This window comes from Nonomuraea sp. NPDC049269, assembly GCF_043197155.1.
Taxonomy (GTDB): Bacteria; Actinomycetota; Actinomycetes; order Streptosporangiales; family Streptosporangiaceae; genus Nonomuraea.
The window spans coordinates 482156-497748 of record NZ_JBICSO010000008.1 but is presented as its reverse complement, the minus strand read 5'-3'; the positions used below and the strand labels follow the sequence as shown (position 1 = coordinate 497748).

Below are 15593 nucleotides of genomic sequence, written 5' to 3'. Positions count from 1 at the left end.
ATGCCGTCCTACATCGCTGAGGAGCAGCGGGGAACCGAAGCACGGATGCTCAACGTGCTCCTTCCCACCATTCTCCAGAACCTCCAGCTGATCCATCCGGCCGCCAACCAGTTCGGCGCGCCCCCGATGACGGTCTGGCCCGTCGTGGAACAGCGGAACCTCACGCAGCCGCAGCAAGGCCCCTCGTTCCCCATCCCGTCGCAGCTGGCGATGGACCGGTCGTTCATGGATCTCGTCTCCGTGGCCGTACCGACCGTACAGGCGCTCATGCCGCCGCTCGTGGAGCAGCTGCTCTCGTTCGGGCCGCCCAAGCCGGACATCGACCAGAACGAGGAGGACCGCTTCCTCCAGTTCGCGCCGCAGCTCGTCGGCACGCTCGCGCCGATCGTCGTACAGCTCCTGCCGGGCCTGCTGCAGAACATGGCCGGCCACCGCGGCGAGCAGCCCGTGCGCGTCACCGACCGGGAGCTCAACCAGCGCTTCTTCGGGCCGATCACGCAGGCCGTACTGCCCGCTGTCGTGTCCGCGCTGCCCGAACTGCTCGCCATCGTGCACGGCGACCAGCGCTCGCCCGTCCGCTACGAGCGGATGCCCGGCCACGGCCTCTTCCAGCTGATCCGCATCAGCAGGAACGAGCTGCTCAACGGCCACCGGATGCACGACGGCGACGTGATCTACCTGACCGAGACGCCGGCGCCGCCCGGCACCACCGAGGTCCGCGTCAGCACCGCCCCCCACGGCCTGTGGTGGAAGGGCGTGCAGGTCACCGACGACAGCGATCGGCAGATCTGCTTCGTCGAGACCGGCGGCGCCGACCATGCCGGCTTCGACTCCAGGTCCGTCCAGCAGGGCGGCTGCATCGTGCTGTGGAAGGCCAAGATGTTCGGCGTCCACACCCCGATGTACGTCATCCCGATCGGCGATCTGTCGCCCGACGCCAAGTGCTTCACCTTCCACTGGGCAGCCGGCTGATGGCCGAGACCCCGCTGCGGCTCGGCAGCGGAGGAGAAGAGGTCCGGCGGCTCCAGGAGCTGCTGCGCAGCCGCGGCTACCGCATCCAGGCCGACGGCTACTTCGGCGGCTCGACCTACGGCGCGGTGCTCGGCTTCCAGCAGCGCCATCGGATCCCCGCCGACGGCATCGCGGGTGCCGCCACCTGGCGGGCGCTCGGGGAGACCCGGAGCGACCCCGCCGATCGGGAGAGCACGCCACAGGGCCCGGCCCCGTGGACGTTCATGGTCTACCTGGCGGGCAACAACAGCCTGTCCGACGCGGCCGGCCGGGATCTTGAGGAGTTGCGCGCCCTCTCGTCGTACAACGGCGTGCGGGTCACCGCCTTCGTCAAGCGCCACGGCATCCAGGGCCGGGCCCAGCACATGGAGCTCAGCCCTGGAGGCACGCAGGACGTGGTCGAGGAGCTCGCTCCCCCGGTCGACCCCGGCCATCCGCAGACGCTCGTCGACTTCGCCCGCTGGACCGCCAGGCGCGCGCCCGCCGAGCGCTACGCGCTGGTGATCTGGAACCACGGCGGCGGCTGGGGACCGGACGACCTGAACCAGCTCTACACGCAGGCCAGGGGACGGGCCGTGCGGCGCGACGTCGAGCAGGGCTACATCCGGCGGGTGCCCCGCGCCGCCCCGGCCGAAGGCGAGCCGTCGTTCTCCGAGCTGACCCGGCTGACCGAGACGCCCGAGATCAGCAAGTGCGTGTTCTCCACGTCCCTGCGCCGGCTCCTGACCCTGCCCACCGGCCACGCCCGGGCCATCTCCAGTGACGACGGCACCCTGCACTCGATGGACACCATCGAGCTGTACAACGTGCTGCGGCAGCTGCACACCGACCTGGGCCGGCCGATCGACCTGCTGGGCATGGACGCCTGCCTGATGAGCAGTCTGGAGGTGTGCTACCAGATCCGCGAGCACGTCGGCGTCGTGGTGGGCTCGGAGGAGAGGGAGCCCAACGAGGGCTGGCCGTACACGGAGATCCTCACCACGCTCGCGGCCAACCCGCGGATGGACGCCAGGGACCTCGGCCGGACCGTCGTCGAGGAGTACCTGCGGTCCTACCGGGCCAGTCCGACGACCGTCACGCAGTGCGCGGTGGACGCGACGCGGATCGAGGAGTTCATGCGGGAGTTCGAGACCCTCGCCGAGTCCCTGCGCGGGCAGGTGCGGGCCAACCGGTCGGTCGTGGACAGCGTGCAGTCGGTCGCCACCCGGTTCCACACCGACCGGTCGCTGATCGACCTGCGTACGCTCTGCCTGGCGCTGATCGCCGACACCCGGACGGACCCCACGCTGGCCTCCGTCGCGGACAAGATGATCGCCCTGCACAACCCGGGCGGTTTCATCATCCACGAGGACCGGCAGGGCGCCAAGGTGGAGGACTGCGGCGGCCTCAGCGCGTACTTCCCGATGGAGCGGACGATCTCCCCGTACTACGCGGACCTGCAGATCGCCCGGGACACCGAATGGGACAGGTTCCTCAAGGAATACGCCGACGCTCGGGGTATCGGCGGGAGGCGACCGCACCGACCATGATCCGGCGACGGTGCCGGTGACATTGGGGCTATCGCGGCCAGGGACCGGCCGCGATGGCCCCTACCTTGTGTCGCATGGACCCTCTTCTCAGCAGCCGGGCCCTCAACCGGGCCACTCTCGACCGTCAGTTGCTGCTCCGCCGTACGGACCTGCCCGTGCTCGACGTCGTCGAGCGCCTCGGCGGGCTCCAGGCGCAGACCCCCCACACCTGGTACACCGGCCTGTGGAACCGCGTCGAGGGCTTCCAGGCCAGGACCGCCTCCGACCTCCTGGCCTCGCGGGCGCTCGTCCGCATCGCGTTGCAGCGCTCGACCATCCATTTGGTGAGCGCGCGTGACTGCCTGGCCATGCGGCCGCTGGTGCAGGTCGTCACCGAGCGGATGACCAGGAGCACCTTCGGTAAACGCCTGCGGGGGGTGGACCTCGACGAGCTCGCCACGGCCGGCCGGGCGCTGCTCGAAGCCCAGCCGATGACCTTCGCCCAGCTCGGGAAGGCCCTGGCCGAGCGGTGGCCGGGCAACGACCCGCACGCGCTGGGGCAGGGAGTGCGGTGGCTGGTGCCGCTGGTGCAGGTGCCGCCCCGCGGGCTGTGGGGCCAGGCCGGGCCGGTCGCGCACACCAGCGCCGAATCGTGGCTCGGACTGTCGGTGCCCCCGATGACGGCGGCCGAGCTGGTGGTGCGCTACCTCACGGCGTTCGGGCCGGCCTCGGTCATGGACGTGCAGACCTGGTCGGGGCTGACCCGGCTGGGCGAGGTGGTGGAGTCCATGGACCTGGTCCGGTTCCGCGACGAGTCGGGCCGGCTGCTGTACGACCTGCCGGACGCGGTCCGGCCCGACGCGGACACGCCGGCACCGGTGCGGCTGATGTACGACTTCGACAACCTCTTCCTGTCGCACGCCGACCGATCGAGGGTCATCACCGAGGCGGCGACCGCCGCGCTGAGCGGCTTCACAGGCACCAACGTGGTGCCGCGCATCATCCTGGTCGACGGGTTCCCGATGGGTGACTGGACGGTGAGCCGGGCCAAGGGCACCTCGACGCTCGGCATCCACCAGTGGCGGCCGATCTCCGGTCTCGACGCGGTGATCGAGGAGGGAACCCGGCTGCTGGAGTTCCTGGCGCCGGACGACCGGCACGACCTCGCCGTCTTCGACCACCCGTCCAGGACCTGAGAGCAGTGGGATACGCTGCGCCGGTCCGCCCGCACTGTCCGGAAGGCTGAGAAAGTCCCATGAGCGATCTGGTGACCTTCGGTGAGACGATGGCGCTGTTCGCGGCCCGCCGCACCGGTCCGCTGCGTTTCGCCCGCGACTTCGACCTGGGTGTCGGCGGCGCCGAGTCGAACGTCGCCATCGGCGTCACCCGCCTGGGCCACAGCGCCACCTGGATCAGCCGGGTCGGGGCCGACGAGTTCGGCGAGCTGATCCGCTTCACGCTCCAGGGCGAGGGCGTCGACGTCCGGGCCATCACCGACCCGGACGCGCCGACCGGGCTGATGATCAAGGGCCGGCGGACGGCCGACCTCGTCGACGTCCGCTACTACCGGGCGAAGAGCGCCGCCTCCAGGATCACGCCCGGCGACCTCGATCCCGCGCTCATCGAGACCGCCCGGGTGCTGCACGTCTCCGCGATCACGCCGGCTCTGTCGGCGTCCGCCCGCGAGACCGTACGGCACGCGATGGCCGTGGCCCGTGCGGCCGGGGTGTTCGTGTCGCTGGACATCAACTACCGCCGGGCGCTGTGGACGCCCGAGGAGGCCGGCGCCTGGCTGCGCGAGACCGTCGGCGACGTGGACGTGCTGTTCGCGACCGTGCCGGAGGGCCGGCTGATCGCTGACGTCGCAGATGCCGCCGACCTGGCCAAGGCGCTGGCCTCGCTCGGTCCCGGGCACGTGCTGGTCAAGTCGGGTGCCGAGGGGGCGCTGGAGTTCTCCGGCGGCTCGGTGCGGCAGGCTCGGCCGTACCAGGTGACGGAGGTCGACCCGGTGGGCGCCGGGGACGCGTTCGCGGCCGGGTGGCTCGCCGACTGGCTGGCCGGCGCGGACGCCGAGCAGCGGCTGCGCACGGCGTGCGCGGCGGGGGCGTTCGCGGTGACCTCGCAGGGCGACTGGGAGAGTCTGCCCAGCCGCTCCGACCTGAACCTCCTCCAGCGCCCCGCCGACGGCGTCAGCCGCTAGCCGCCCCGGCACGGCCAGGCCCGCGCCGGTCTGGCACCTGACCGGCGCGGACGTCGAGCCCCCGCCGGTCGGTCACTTGATCGGTGTGACGTCGAGTCGGCCCTGGTCGCACACGCGGTCGACGGTGAACGGGATCTCCGTGTGCGCCCGCTCGTCCGGCGGGATGATCATCAGCCGGGCCGCGCCGGGACAGGTGGTCTCGGTGCCGGTCTCGACGACGGTCCAGTGGAGGGTCGCGCGGGCGCTGCCGCCGGGCCTGAGCGTCACCTTCGGCTTCGCTCCCGGCGTCCGGCGGACGCGGGTCCGCAGGGCGTCACCCTGCTTGTCGAACATCACCAGCCCCGGATAGCCCTGCAGCGTGCACGCGGCCCGCGACCGGTTGGTGAACACCAGCGGCGCGTTGCGGTTGCCCGCCCCGGCGTCCACCCTGCCCAGCCGCACCTGGAGCTGCGGCGCGGAGCAGCGCCCCGGGGCAGCGGCCTGCCGCGCGGTCTCCTGCGCCAACGCGGGGGCGGCGCCGCCGGCCAGCAGCAGCCCGCCCACGAGTACGGCAATCCTGAACGTCATCATGTGTACTTCGACGCGTGAAACACACCAAGAGTTCTCCGCCGAACCTTTTGGCACTCGCGCCGGTATTGCCGCTGCCCGACCAGTCTCCACAGGACCCGGGCGGCCATCGGCATCAGGGCGAGAAACGCCTCCCGCTCCCACGGGGTGGCATCCTCCAGCAGCGCGCCGAGCTGGATCAGCAGCCGATCCTTGGGCAGCTGCGCGCGGGCGTACTCCGACAGCGTGTCCCACTCGGCCTTGGTCAGGTGCTCGGCGACGAGTGGCAGGATGCGCTCCTCCTCCTGGTCAAGGTGGACGAGCAGTTCCTCGTGCAGGTCGAGCAGCGTGTCGGCGAGCCGGTCCCGGCGGTCTTCGTCGGCCTCGGCGCGCCAGGCGGGCAGCAGCTCCTCCAGCTCCGAGATGTGCCCGGCGACGCGCTCGTGCTGCTCCTCCATCGTGCGGATGAGCTCGCTCTCCAGCCGCACCCGGCCGAGCAGCACCGGCCAGAGCAGCTTGTCCTCGGCCTCATGGTGGTGGTGCAGGCCGGTCAGCATCTCGCTCAGGTACGCGGCCAGCGTGCCGGACCGTTCGGTGTCGCCGGGGGCCACCTGCCGGATGAGCTCGGGGGCCAGCCTGAACTCGCGGCGGAACACGCGGTGGACGACCACCATCTCCCAGATGGCAGGACTGTTGTCATTATTCACGATGACAGGATGCGGGGCGCCGATTGCCAAATGATTGACCGCTGATCCAAGCCGTAGCATGTGCTTCATGAACCGCGGCCTGGGAGAGCTCGAGTCCACCATCATGGACAGGATGTGGTCCTACCGCAGGCCCGCCTCCGTCCGGGAGGTGCTCGAAGATCTGCGCGGAGAGCGGGAGATCGCCTACACCACGGTGATGACCGTGATGGACAAGCTCCACACCAAGGGCCTGCTCAAACGCAAGCCCGTCGGCCGTGCGTACGTCTACGAGCCGATCGCCTCCAAGGAGGCCTACACGGCCGACCTGATGCGCCGCGCCCTGGCCGGCAGCGGCAACCAGGCCGCCACGCTCGTGCACTTCCTCGAACGCCTCACCCCGGAGGAGGCCACCGCGCTGGAGGCGGCGCTGCAGGTCTTCCCGCCCAAGGACCGACGCGCGTAGGGCCTGCCGGAACGTTACAGCAGGCCCGCGGTGGCCAGGTGCTTGCCGATGCGAGCGGTCTCCTCATCGTTCAGCGGGACCTGCGGCAGCGCGGTGGCCGGGTGGTCGATGACGCCGCGCAGGTGCAGCGCGGCCTTGAAGGCGCCGAGTCCCGACGAGCTCCCGCCCATCCGGTCGCCGCCGACCGTGACGATCTCGAACAGCCGTACCAGCCGCTCCTGCTCCAGCCGGGCCGCCTCCCAGTCACCCTGCCGAGCCGCCTGATAGAGCCGGACGTACCCGTGGGGATCCACATTGCCCAGGCCGGGCACCACGCCGTCGGCGCCCATCCACAGGGCGGAGTCCACCGTCACCTCGGACCCGGTCAGCACGCTGAACGGCGCCTCGCGGCCGAGGATCACCTGCCGCAGGCCGCCGTCGTCCCCGCTGGAATCCTTGACCCCGGCCAGCACCCCTTCGGCGGCGAGCCCCAGCAGGAGTTCGGCGGTCAACTTGGTGTGTACGGCAACCGGCAGATCATAGGCATAGACCGGCAATCCACTCTCAGCACTGATGGTCCGGAAATGGGTGCGGATCTCGGTGGGATGGGTGCGCGTGTAGAACGGCGCCGTCGCCACCAGCCCCGACACCCCGGCCTCGACCGCGACCCGCACGTGTTCGAGCACCCGCGGCGTCGTCATGTCGATCACCCCCGCCAGCACCGGCACCCGCCCGCCCACATGGCCGACCACGGTGTCGAGCACCACCCGGCGCTGGGCGTCGGGCAGGTAGGCCACCTCCGACGACGACCCGAGCACGAACAGCCCGTCCACCCCACCCTCGAGCAGGTGGTCGATCAGCCGGATCAGCGACGCGGCGTCCACCTGACGGTCGGGGGTCATCGGGGTGCATACCGGGGGGATCACACCGGTCAGCTTCGTCATACGCGCTCCTGGATCAGTTCGAGGTCGGTGGCTCCCGCCGCCACCGGGTGGTGGCAGTGGTAGAGGTGGTCGGCGTCGCTCCGCGCCGCGGGCCAGGCGGCGCCGCACTCCTCGTCGGCCCGCCAGCACCGGGTGCGGAACGGGCAACCGCTCGGCGGCCTGGTGGCCGAGGGCACGACGCCGACCAGCGGGATCGGGTTGATCGGCGAGATCAGCCCCGGCGTGGCGGAGAACAGCGCCCGCGTGTAGGGGTGCCGGGCGTTCAGGGGTACGGCGTGCGCGGGGGTCTGCTCGACGATCCTGCCCAGGTACATCGTCACCACCCGGTCGCTCATCCGCCGGACGGTCTGGATGTCGTGCGAGACGAACACCAGCGCCAGCCCGAGCCGCTCCTTCAGATCGAGCAGCAGGTTGAGTATCTGCGCCCGCACCGAGACGTCAAGGGCGCTGGTCGGCTCGTCGGCGATGAGCAGGTCGGGTTCGAGGGCGAGCGCCCTGGCGATGGCCACGCGCTGCCGCTGCCCGCCGGAGAGCTGGCCCGGCAGCAGATCCGCCGCGCCGGCGGGCAGGCCGACGAGGTCGAGGAGCTCGCGCACGCGGGCGTCCCGCTCGGCCGGGGTGCCGCGGCCGTGCACGTTGAGCGGGTCGCGGAGCACCTGCCTGATCGGCAGCCGCCGGTTGAGCGCCGTGGACGGGTCCTGAAATATCATCCCGACGCTCGACCCGATCATGCCCCGCCGCTCGGCGTCCTTGAGCGCCCACAGGTCCTTGCCGCGGAAGGTCACGGTGCCCGACGTCGGCCGTTGCAGCGCCACCAGCACCTTGGCGAGTGTGGACTTGCCGCAGCCCGACTCCCCTACGACGCCGACCGTCTCGCCGGCGCTGATCGTGAGGTTCGCCGCGGTCAGCGCGTGGACGCGGTCCCGCGAGAACAGCCCGCCCGAGCGGGCCTTGTGCACGACATGAACGTCCTTGAGCTCAAGCACGCTGATCACTCCCCACGAGGACGACAGCGGGATGGTGACACGCCACGGCGTGCTGCCGGGCGTCCCCCTCCAGCTCCGGTACGTCGGTACGGCACACGTCCGTCACCATCGGGCACCGGTCGGCGAAGCGGCAGCCGGCCGGGAAGTCCGCCGGCGCGGGCACCACACCGGGGATCTGGGTGAGCCGCTCGGCCCCCGACTCCAGCGACAGCACGGAGCCGAGCAGCCCGCGGGCGTAGTGGTGGGCGGGCGCGCCGACCAGCGTCGCCGTGGCGCCGGTCTCCACGATCTGCCCGCCGTACATGACGACCACGCGGTCGGTGACGTCGGCGATCAGCGCGAGGTCGTGGGAGACGAGGATCAGCGCGAACCCGAGCTCCTCGCGCAGCTTCAGCAGCAGCTCGATGACCTGCGCCTGGACGGTCACGTCGAGCGCGGTGGTGGGCTCGTCGGCGACGATCAGCTTGGGCTCGCGCGACAGCGCCATCGCGATCAGCACCCGCTGCCGCTGCCCGCCGGACAGCTCGTGCGGGTAGGAGGACAGGGTACGGCGGGCGTCCAGGCCGACCAGTTCGAGCAGTTCGGCCGGTGACCGGCGGCCACCGCGGCGGGTGACCTGTTTGAGCTGGGACTTGATGGTCATGGCCGGGTTCAGCGACGAGAGCGCGTCCTGGTAGATCATCGCCATCTCGTGGCCGAGCAGGCGGCGGCGGGCGCGGCGCGGCAGCGCGAGGAGTTCCTGCTGGTCGAAGCGGACGTGGCCGCTGACGCGGGCGTCGCGGGGCTGCAGGCCCATGATGGTCAGCGCGGTCAGCGACTTGCCGCAGCCGGACTCGCCGACCAGCCCGAGCACCTCGCCCGGCCGTACCTCGAAGGCGATGCCGTCGACGATGTCCACACCCTCGGTGAAGCCGATCCGCAGCCGCTCCACCGAGAGGATCGGCGGGCCCGAGGGCAGCGGGCGGGCCCGTTCGGCCAGTCTGCGGGCGGCCTCGGCCAGTCCCGGCAGCTCGACGAGCTCGCCGGAGCCCGGCCGGGCCGCCTCGAACGCGTCGTCCTTCTTGATCGCTGCCTTGCGGGCTGTGGGCGCGGCCCAGGCGTCGGAGATGCCTTCGGACAGGATGTTCAGGGCGAGCACGGTGATCAGGATGAGCAGGCCGGGGAAGACCGTGGCCCACCAGCCGCCGAGGAGCACCATGTTCTTGCCGTCGGCGATGACGCTGCCCCACGACGGGTTCGGCGGGCGTACGCCGGCGCCGATGAACGACAGCGACGCCTCGAAGACGATCGCGTCGGCCACCATCACCGTGCAGAACACCAGCACCGGCGCCGCGCAGTTGATGGCGATGTGCCGGAGCAGGATGTGCGGGGTGCGGGCGCCGATGATCCGCTCGGCCGCGACGTAGTCCTCGCCGTACTGGGCGATCACGTTGGCCCGCACGACCCGGGCCACCGACGGCATGTACAGGAAGGCCATCGCCATCACCAGCACCGGGATGCTGCCGCCGAACACCGCCACCAGCACGGCGGCCAGCGCGATGCCGGGGAAGGCCATGATCACGTCGAGCAGGCGCATGATCGTCTCGTCGACGGCCCGGCGGGAGGTGGCCGCGACGGCGCCGATGACGGCCCCCACGACCAAGGCCAGGCCGGTCGCGCCGAGGCCGATGATCAGCGACCAGCGCGCGCCGTACAGGAGTCTGGAAAGGATGTCGCGGTTGGCGCTGTCCAGTCCCATCCAGTGACTCGCGGACGGGCCGCCGCCGGCGGCCTCCTGGAAGAGCGGCGAGTGCGGCGCGATCAGTGGCGCGAGCAGCGCGGCCAGTACGACCACGGCGACGACGCCCACGGCGACCCACGACATCGGCCGCAGCCGTTTGAAGGCGACGCCCGGCTTGGACAGGCGTTCCGTCAGTCCACGTCTCATCAGGCGGCGCTCCTGAGCCTGGGGTTGACCAGCAGGTACAGGACGTCGACCAGCAGGTTGACGACCATGAAGCCGATCGCGACGGTCAGCACGACGCCCTGCACGACCGCGGGGTCACCGTCGCGCACCGCGTTGATCATGAGCTGACCCATGCCCGGCAGGCCGTAGATCTGCTCGATGACCACCGCGCCGCCGATCAGGTAGCCGATGCGCAGGCCGAGCACGGTCAGCGGGTTGATCAGCGCGTTACGCAGCACGTTGCGGCCCACCACCACGATCGGCGGCAGCCCGCTGCCGATCGCGGTGCGTACGTAGTCGCGGTCGAGCTCCTCGACCATGGACGTACGGATGATCCTGGTGAGCTGGGCCGCGACCGGCAGCGACAGCGACAGGGCGGGCAGCGTCATCGAGCGCAGCCAGCCGCTCGTCGAGTCGGCCGGATTGATGTAGCCGCCGGTCGGGAACAGGCCCTGCCCCACGGCCAGCCACTGGATCATCAGCAGCGCCAGCCAGAACGCCGGAGCCGCCACCCCGACCAGCGAGACGATGCGGATCACCTGGTCGGGCCAGCGGTCACGGAACAGCGCCCCGGTGACACCGAAGATCAGCGCCAGCACGACCGCGATGAGCAGGCCGAGCAGCGTGAGCTGGAGGGTCAGCGGCAGCGCGGTCGTGACCGATTCGAGCACCGGCTTCTTGGTGAGCACGCTGGTGCCCAGGTCGCCCCTGGCCAGGTCGCCGATGAAACGCAGGTAGCGCAGCGGCAGCGGGTCGAGCAGACCGTTCTCGACCTGGAACTGGTGGATCTGCTCGGGGGTCGGGTTCGCGCCCTGGAAGTAGGCGTACTCCGGCTTGCTGTTGGAGAAGCGCATCACGATGAACACGAACGCGGCGACCCCGAGCACCAGCGGGACCAGGACGAGAATCCGCCGGAGGAGCATTCTGGCGATGACCACCATGTCAGGTGCGCTTGGCCTGGAGCAGGTTGATGCCCGGGTAAGCCTGCGCGCGGATGCCGGACAACTTCTTGGGGTCCCAGGCGGTCATCAGCTCGGTGTGGACGACGGGGTAGAGGACCGCCTGCTCGGCGATGAGATCCAGATATTTCTGGACCTTAGCGGCTTTAGCCGCCTTGTCGGGCTCTTTGGTGGCCTCGTCCATCTGCGTGAACAGGGACTTGGCGTCCTTGCTCTCGCCCCAGTGGCTGTACTTCATCCACAGGCCGCCGGGCACGAAGTTGTAGCGCAGGATCAGGTCGGAGTCCATGCCGAACTGGTTGGGGTTCGAGGCCGCCGCGACCACCTGGTAGTCCTGGAACTGGTCCATCTTGGCGAACAGCGCGGCCGTGTCCTGCGGCTCCAGCGTCGTCTTGACGCCGATCGCCTCCCAGGAGGCGGCGATGGTCGGCAGGCAGTCGGCGATCCAGCTCACGTTGACGGCCATCAGGTTGATCGTCAGGTTGGTCACGCCCGCCTCTTTGAGCAGGGCCTTGGCCTTCTCCTGGTCGAAGTCGTAGACGACCGAGGCCCGCTTGTGGTCGGGGTGGCCCTCGTTGAGGAAGGAGCTGGAGGCGGTGCCGTGCCCCTTGAGGGCCACGTCGATCAGCTTCTTCTTGTCGATCGCGTAGTGCAGCGCCTGCCGTACGCGGACGTCGTCGAACGGCTTGGCGCCGGTGTTGAACATCAGGAACATGTGGTTCATGCCCGCGCCGCCCTCGACGGTCAGCCCCTGCTGCTTGAGCTGCTCGACGTTGGCGTACGGGATGTTGTCGGCGATCTGCGCCTCGGCCGAGCCGCCGGAGATCTTCGCGACGCGGGCCGCCGCGTCCACGATCGTCAGCCAGTTCATCTTCTTGGCGGACGCCGGACGCGGGCCGTTGTAGTCGGCGAACGCCTCGAAGGTGGTGTTGCTCTTGGGGTTGTGCGCCGTCTGCTTGTACGGCCCCGAGCCGACGGCCTTGCCGGTCTTGGCCGCGTCCCAGGCGCCGGCCTGGCTGAAGACGTGCTTGGGCATGATCTTGGCGATGGTCAGCCGGGGCGCCGCGTCGGGGAAGGCGAACTTGAAGACCAGCTCGACGTTCTTGTCGTCGATCTTCTTCACTTCCTGGAGCCAGGACTTGAAGAAGTTGCCGGTCAGCACGTTCGCCTGCGGGTCGAGGATGCGCTCGAAGGTGAAGACCACGTCGTCGGCGGTCACCGGCTGGCCGTCGTGCCACTTCGCGCCGTCGCGGAGGGTGAACTTCCACGAGGTGGCGTTCAGGTCCGCGGGCAGCGCGGTCGCCAGGGCCGGGAACGGCTCGCGGGTGATCGGATCGGTGTCGAGCAGGCCCTCGTACACGTGCTGGATGCCGGCCATCGCGAAGGCCGAGGCAGTCTGCGTCGGATCCCAGCTCTGGTCGTTGCCATAGCCGATGACCGCGGTGATCAGGTCTTTGTTGGATCCGGCGCCGACCGAACCGGTCGAGGCCGGCCCGCCCGAGCAGGCGGTCAGGGTGGACGCGATGAACGCCGCCGCACCCGTTGCCCCGCTGTAGCGCAGGAAGTCACGGCGGCTGAACTCAGAGCTCACGGATGCCTCCTGGAACTGGAACGTAGGACGTCCCATGTCCTATGTTGTGCGTAGGGTGGACGCTATGGGCCGGGCCCGGTTGAGGTCAACAGGAGATTTCCGGAATGTTACCTAAGCGCATACTTAGAAGGGATCATTCATGACCACTGTCCCGCGCTCGCGGCCAAGCCGAGCCGTCGAGGCCCAGGAGGGCGTCAAAGAGCTCATCCTCCAGCGCGGGCTCATGGCGGGTGATCCGCTGCCCACCGAATCCGAGCTCATGGAAGAGCTCCAGGTCAGCCGCAACTCCGTCCGGGAGGCGCTCAAGGCGCTGCAGGCGGTCGGGATCGTCGACATCCGCCACGGCTTCGGCATGTTCGTGGGCCGGATGTCCCTGGCCGGGCTGGTCGACGAGCTGGCCTTCCACAGCCGCATCACCCTCCAGGACGGCAAGAACCACCTCTCCCACCTCACCGAGATCCGCGAGATCCTGGAGGCCGGCTTGGTCCAGCGGCTCATCGACCTGGGCCCGGAGGCCGACCTGACGCCGGTCGCCGACGTGATGGCGCGCATGGAGAGCGAGGCGCTGGTCGGCGACGTGTCACCGGAGACGGACCGGCTCTTCCACGACCTGCTCTACCGGCCGCTCGGCAACCCCCTGGTCAGCCAGCTGCTCGGGGCGTTCTGGGACGTGTACCACCAGTTGCGCGACCAGCTCGGCGCACCGGACGAGCCGCCGGCGGACGTGGCGAAGCGGCACCGGGACATCTACGCGGCCGTTCAGGCCGGGGACAAGAGCGCGGCGGTCGCGGCGGTCTTCGCCCACTTCGACGGCGTCCGCAACCGCCTGGCCCGCCTGCCCACCCGCTTGTCCTGACCGGCCTCTACTCGAACGCCCGATAGTCGTCCCGCCATTCGGCGAACCAGCGGTCGAACCACGGTGACGCCGCCGCCAGCGGCACGACGTGCGCCACCGTCTCCCGGTGGTATCGCCGCTGGAACTCCACCGGCATCCGGTGCAGCTCCTGGACATTGCTCACCCGGTCGGCCAGCTTGACCAGCACGGCCTGCCGCGGCGCTCCCGCCAGCGCCCGCAGGTAGGCCGCCTTGACCGCCGCTTTGTCCTGCCCGGGGGCCACGCCGGGCTTGGTCACCCACCCGACCAGCTCGGCGACGTGCTCCCCGAACCGCTCGGCGATCTCCGCGCGCGTGCACGGGGTGTCCTCGACCACGTCGTGCAGCACGATCGCCACCAGTACGTCGGGATCGCGCACCTGCGCCCCGATCACCGCGATCTCCAGCGCCTCCAGCAGATGCTCCACGTACGGCACACCGGTCGGCCGCCGCTGATCACCGTGCTGCCGAACGGCGAAGGCCACGGCCCTTTCCAGCACCTCGACCGTCTCCTCCGGCAGCGCCACGGCGAGTGGCCGCGCGGCGTCCTGCCAGGACTTCCAGTTCGTGAAGACCTCAGTCACGCTCCAGATGCTAGTGGACATAGATAGTTTGACGCCTTACTATCCGATGGTGCTTCTTTCCGCCCTAAGATAGTTAGACATCGAATCAAATTCAGGAGTGACATGCGTACCCTGATCCATAACGTCCGTGTCTTCGACGGTGAGCGGACCATCCCCCGTGCCGACGTGCTGATCGACGGCGACCGCATCGGCGAGCCGGGCGGCCCCGCCGACATCGAGCTCGACGGCACCGGCAAGACCCTGCTCCCCGGCCTGATCGACGCGCACGCGCACGCCTTCGACGGAGACCTCGCCGAGGCGCTGCGGTTCGGCGTCACCACCGAGCTCGACCTGAACAACCTGCCGCCCCTCCTGGCCGAGCAGCGCCGGCTGGCCGCCGACCGCGACGACGTCGCCGACCTGCGCAGCTCCAGCGTCATCGCCACCGCGCCCGGCGGGCATCCGACCCAGATCATGACCCCCGACGTGCTGAAGATGCTGGGCACGGACGCCACGATCGACACCGTCGCGGACTCCGGCCAGGCCAAGGCGTTCGTCGAGGCCCGGCTGGCGGAGGGCGCCGACTACCTGAAGATCGCGGTCGACGACGGCGCCTCGGGCGGGACGCGACTGCCCGTGCTCAGCCCGGAGCTGGCCGCCGTCCTGGTCGAGGCGGCGCACGCCGCCGGGATCAAGGCCATCGCGCACACGGTCACCGCCCGGGAGGCGATGATCGCCCTGGACGTGGGTGCCGACGGGCTGGCGCACCTCTACGCCGACACCGATCCCGCCGGGGCCGAGGAGATGGCCGCCCGGATCGCCGCGTACGACGCGTTCGTCATCAGCACGATCACGTACATGGAGGCCGTCACCGGCGATCCCGGCGGCACGGAGCTCCTGCGTGACCCGCGGGTCGCGGACCGGATGTCGGAGCGGTCGAAGGCCACCTTCAACCGGGAGTTCAGCGACATCCCCCTGCACTCCCAAGGCGTGACGAACGCCTCACACGCGGCCCTGGCCCTCTTCCGCGCCGGAGTGCCGCTGCTGGCGGGCACCGACTGCACCCCCTTCGGGCCGCCGCACGGCGCCGGCCTGCACCACGAGCTGTTGCTGCTGACCGAGGCCGGGCTGACGCCGGCGGAGGCGCTCGCGGCGGCCACCAGCCTCCCGGCCCGCCACTTCGGGCTCTCCGACCGGGGCAGGATCGCCCCGGGCCTCCGCGCCGACCTGCTGCTCGTCGACGGCGACCCGACCCGGAACATCACCGACACCCGCGCCATCGCCGACATCTGGCGACGCGGCGTACGACAGACCCACACCCCGGCCTGACCCGGCCCGG

General features: G+C 70.4%; 15 protein-coding genes. 7 read left to right on the top strand and 8 right to left on the bottom strand.

Annotated features, from left to right (window positions below):
• The 4 genes from ACGFNP_RS41800 to ACGFNP_RS41785 all read left to right on the top strand — a co-directional run bounded on the left by ACGFNP_RS41800 (nucleotide 1) and on the right by ACGFNP_RS41785 (nucleotide 4719).
• Nucleotides 1–972, top strand: coding sequence for a hypothetical protein (locus tag ACGFNP_RS41800; RefSeq protein WP_393328323.1), 972 nt, complete (start codon nucleotides 1–3; stop codon nucleotides 970–972).
• Nucleotides 972–2540, top strand: coding sequence for a clostripain-related cysteine peptidase (locus tag ACGFNP_RS41795; RefSeq protein WP_393328320.1), 1569 nt, complete (start codon nucleotides 972–974; stop codon nucleotides 2538–2540). Before ACGFNP_RS41800 ends, ACGFNP_RS41795 begins: the two co-directional genes overlap by 1 nt.
• A gap of 74 nt (nucleotides 2541–2614) precedes the next feature.
• Complete coding sequence (locus ACGFNP_RS41790) at nucleotides 2615–3715, top strand: winged helix DNA-binding domain-containing protein (protein ID WP_393328318.1); 1101 nt, start codon at nucleotides 2615–2617, stop codon at nucleotides 3713–3715.
• 59 nt (nucleotides 3716–3774) lie between these two features.
• Entirely contained in the window at nucleotides 3775–4719 is a 945-nt protein-coding gene (locus ACGFNP_RS41785; protein ID WP_393328315.1) for a sugar kinase, read from the top strand.
• Between the two features lie 72 nt (nucleotides 4720–4791).
• Here ACGFNP_RS41785 and ACGFNP_RS41780 read toward each other — a convergent pair whose 3' ends face one another.
• Nucleotides 4792–5286 carry a DUF4232 domain-containing protein gene (locus ACGFNP_RS41780; protein ID WP_358322917.1) on the bottom strand — a complete coding sequence of 165 codons (495 nt, stop codon included), beginning with the start codon at nucleotides 5284–5286 and terminating at the stop codon, nucleotides 4792–4794.
• The gene (locus ACGFNP_RS41775) at nucleotides 5286–5972 is read right to left on the bottom strand and encodes a hemerythrin domain-containing protein (protein ID WP_393328311.1); all 687 of its coding nucleotides are present in this window, start codon (nucleotides 5970–5972) and stop codon (nucleotides 5286–5288) included. Before ACGFNP_RS41775 ends, ACGFNP_RS41780 begins: the two co-directional genes overlap by 1 nt.
• Before the next feature lie 67 nt (nucleotides 5973–6039).
• Here ACGFNP_RS41775 and ACGFNP_RS41770 point away from each other — a divergent pair, with 67 nt between their 5' ends.
• Nucleotides 6040–6414, top strand: coding sequence for a BlaI/MecI/CopY family transcriptional regulator (locus ACGFNP_RS41770; protein WP_219530211.1), 375 nt, complete (start codon nucleotides 6040–6042; stop codon nucleotides 6412–6414).
• A 14-nt stretch (nucleotides 6415–6428) separates the two neighbouring features.
• Here the strand turns inward: ACGFNP_RS41770 and ACGFNP_RS41765 are convergent, their stop codons facing one another.
• Genes ACGFNP_RS41765 through ACGFNP_RS41745 form a run of 5 tightly spaced genes read right to left on the bottom strand, consistent with a single transcriptional unit; the run spans nucleotide 6429 to nucleotide 12818 of the window.
• The gene (locus ACGFNP_RS41765; RefSeq protein WP_358322923.1) at nucleotides 6429–7337 is read right to left on the bottom strand and encodes a dihydrodipicolinate synthase family protein; all 909 of its coding nucleotides are present in this window, start codon (nucleotides 7335–7337) and stop codon (nucleotides 6429–6431) included.
• Entirely contained in the window at nucleotides 7334–8323 is a 990-nt protein-coding gene (locus ACGFNP_RS41760) for an ABC transporter ATP-binding protein (protein WP_358322926.1), read from the bottom strand. The genes ACGFNP_RS41765 and ACGFNP_RS41760 overlap by 4 nt, the downstream gene beginning before the upstream one ends.
• Nucleotides 8316–10250, bottom strand: coding sequence for a dipeptide/oligopeptide/nickel ABC transporter permease/ATP-binding protein (locus ACGFNP_RS41755; RefSeq protein WP_393328307.1), 1935 nt, complete (start codon nucleotides 10248–10250; stop codon nucleotides 8316–8318). The genes ACGFNP_RS41760 and ACGFNP_RS41755 overlap by 8 nt, the downstream gene beginning before the upstream one ends.
• On the bottom strand, nucleotides 10250–11191 hold the full coding sequence (locus ACGFNP_RS41750; protein ID WP_358322931.1) for an ABC transporter permease: 942 nt from the start codon (nucleotides 11189–11191) through the stop codon (nucleotides 10250–10252). Before ACGFNP_RS41750 ends, ACGFNP_RS41755 begins: the two co-directional genes overlap by 1 nt.
• Before the next feature lie 19 nt (nucleotides 11192–11210).
• The gene (locus ACGFNP_RS41745) at nucleotides 11211–12818 is read right to left on the bottom strand and encodes an ABC transporter substrate-binding protein (RefSeq protein WP_358322934.1); all 1608 of its coding nucleotides are present in this window, start codon (nucleotides 12816–12818) and stop codon (nucleotides 11211–11213) included.
• 139 nt (nucleotides 12819–12957) lie between these two features.
• Here ACGFNP_RS41745 and ACGFNP_RS41740 point away from each other — a divergent pair, with 139 nt between their 5' ends.
• Nucleotides 12958–13674, top strand: coding sequence for a FadR/GntR family transcriptional regulator (locus tag ACGFNP_RS41740; protein ID WP_393328304.1), 717 nt, complete (start codon nucleotides 12958–12960; stop codon nucleotides 13672–13674).
• 7 nt (nucleotides 13675–13681) lie between these two features.
• Here the strand turns inward: ACGFNP_RS41740 and ACGFNP_RS41735 are convergent, their stop codons facing one another.
• Nucleotides 13682–14275 (bottom strand): HD domain-containing protein, encoded by a 594-nt coding sequence (locus tag ACGFNP_RS41735; RefSeq protein WP_358322940.1) that lies wholly within the window; start codon nucleotides 14273–14275, stop codon nucleotides 13682–13684.
• A 102-nt stretch (nucleotides 14276–14377) separates the two neighbouring features.
• On the opposite strand from ACGFNP_RS41735, the gene ACGFNP_RS41730 reads away from it, so the two are divergent.
• On the top strand, nucleotides 14378–15583 hold the full coding sequence (locus ACGFNP_RS41730; RefSeq protein ID WP_393328302.1) for an amidohydrolase family protein: 1206 nt from the start codon (nucleotides 14378–14380) through the stop codon (nucleotides 15581–15583).
• Nucleotides 15584–15593: the final 10 nt, after the last annotated feature.

Bases quoted from the DNA above. Each gene is read 5' to 3' on its own strand.
- ACGFNP_RS41790 (WP_393328318.1), top strand. From the start codon at position 2,615: ATGGACCCTCTTCTCAGCAGCCGGGCCCTCAACCGGGCCACTCTCGAC.
- ACGFNP_RS41750 (WP_358322931.1), bottom strand. From the start codon at position 11,191: ATGCTCCTCCGGCGGATTCTCGTCCTGGTCCCGCTGGTGCTCGGGGTC.
- ACGFNP_RS41795 (WP_393328320.1), top strand. From the start codon at position 972: ATGGCCGAGACCCCGCTGCGGCTCGGCAGCGGAGGAGAAGAGGTCCGG.
- ACGFNP_RS41765 (WP_358322923.1), bottom strand. From the start codon at position 7,337: ATGACGAAGCTGACCGGTGTGATCCCCCCGGTATGCACCCCGATGACC.
- ACGFNP_RS41770 (WP_219530211.1), top strand. From the start codon at position 6,040: ATGAACCGCGGCCTGGGAGAGCTCGAGTCCACCATCATGGACAGGATG.
- ACGFNP_RS41730 (WP_393328302.1), top strand. From the start codon at position 14,378: ATGCGTACCCTGATCCATAACGTCCGTGTCTTCGACGGTGAGCGGACC.
- ACGFNP_RS41755 (WP_393328307.1), bottom strand. From the start codon at position 10,250: ATGAGACGTGGACTGACGGAACGCCTGTCCAAGCCGGGCGTCGCCTTC.
- ACGFNP_RS41780 (WP_358322917.1), bottom strand. From the start codon at position 5,286: ATGACGTTCAGGATTGCCGTACTCGTGGGCGGGCTGCTGCTGGCCGGC.
- ACGFNP_RS41740 (WP_393328304.1), top strand. From the start codon at position 12,958: ATGACCACTGTCCCGCGCTCGCGGCCAAGCCGAGCCGTCGAGGCCCAG.
- ACGFNP_RS41800 (WP_393328323.1), top strand. From the start codon at position 1: ATGCCGTCCTACATCGCTGAGGAGCAGCGGGGAACCGAAGCACGGATG.
- ACGFNP_RS41785 (WP_393328315.1), top strand. From the start codon at position 3,775: ATGAGCGATCTGGTGACCTTCGGTGAGACGATGGCGCTGTTCGCGGCC.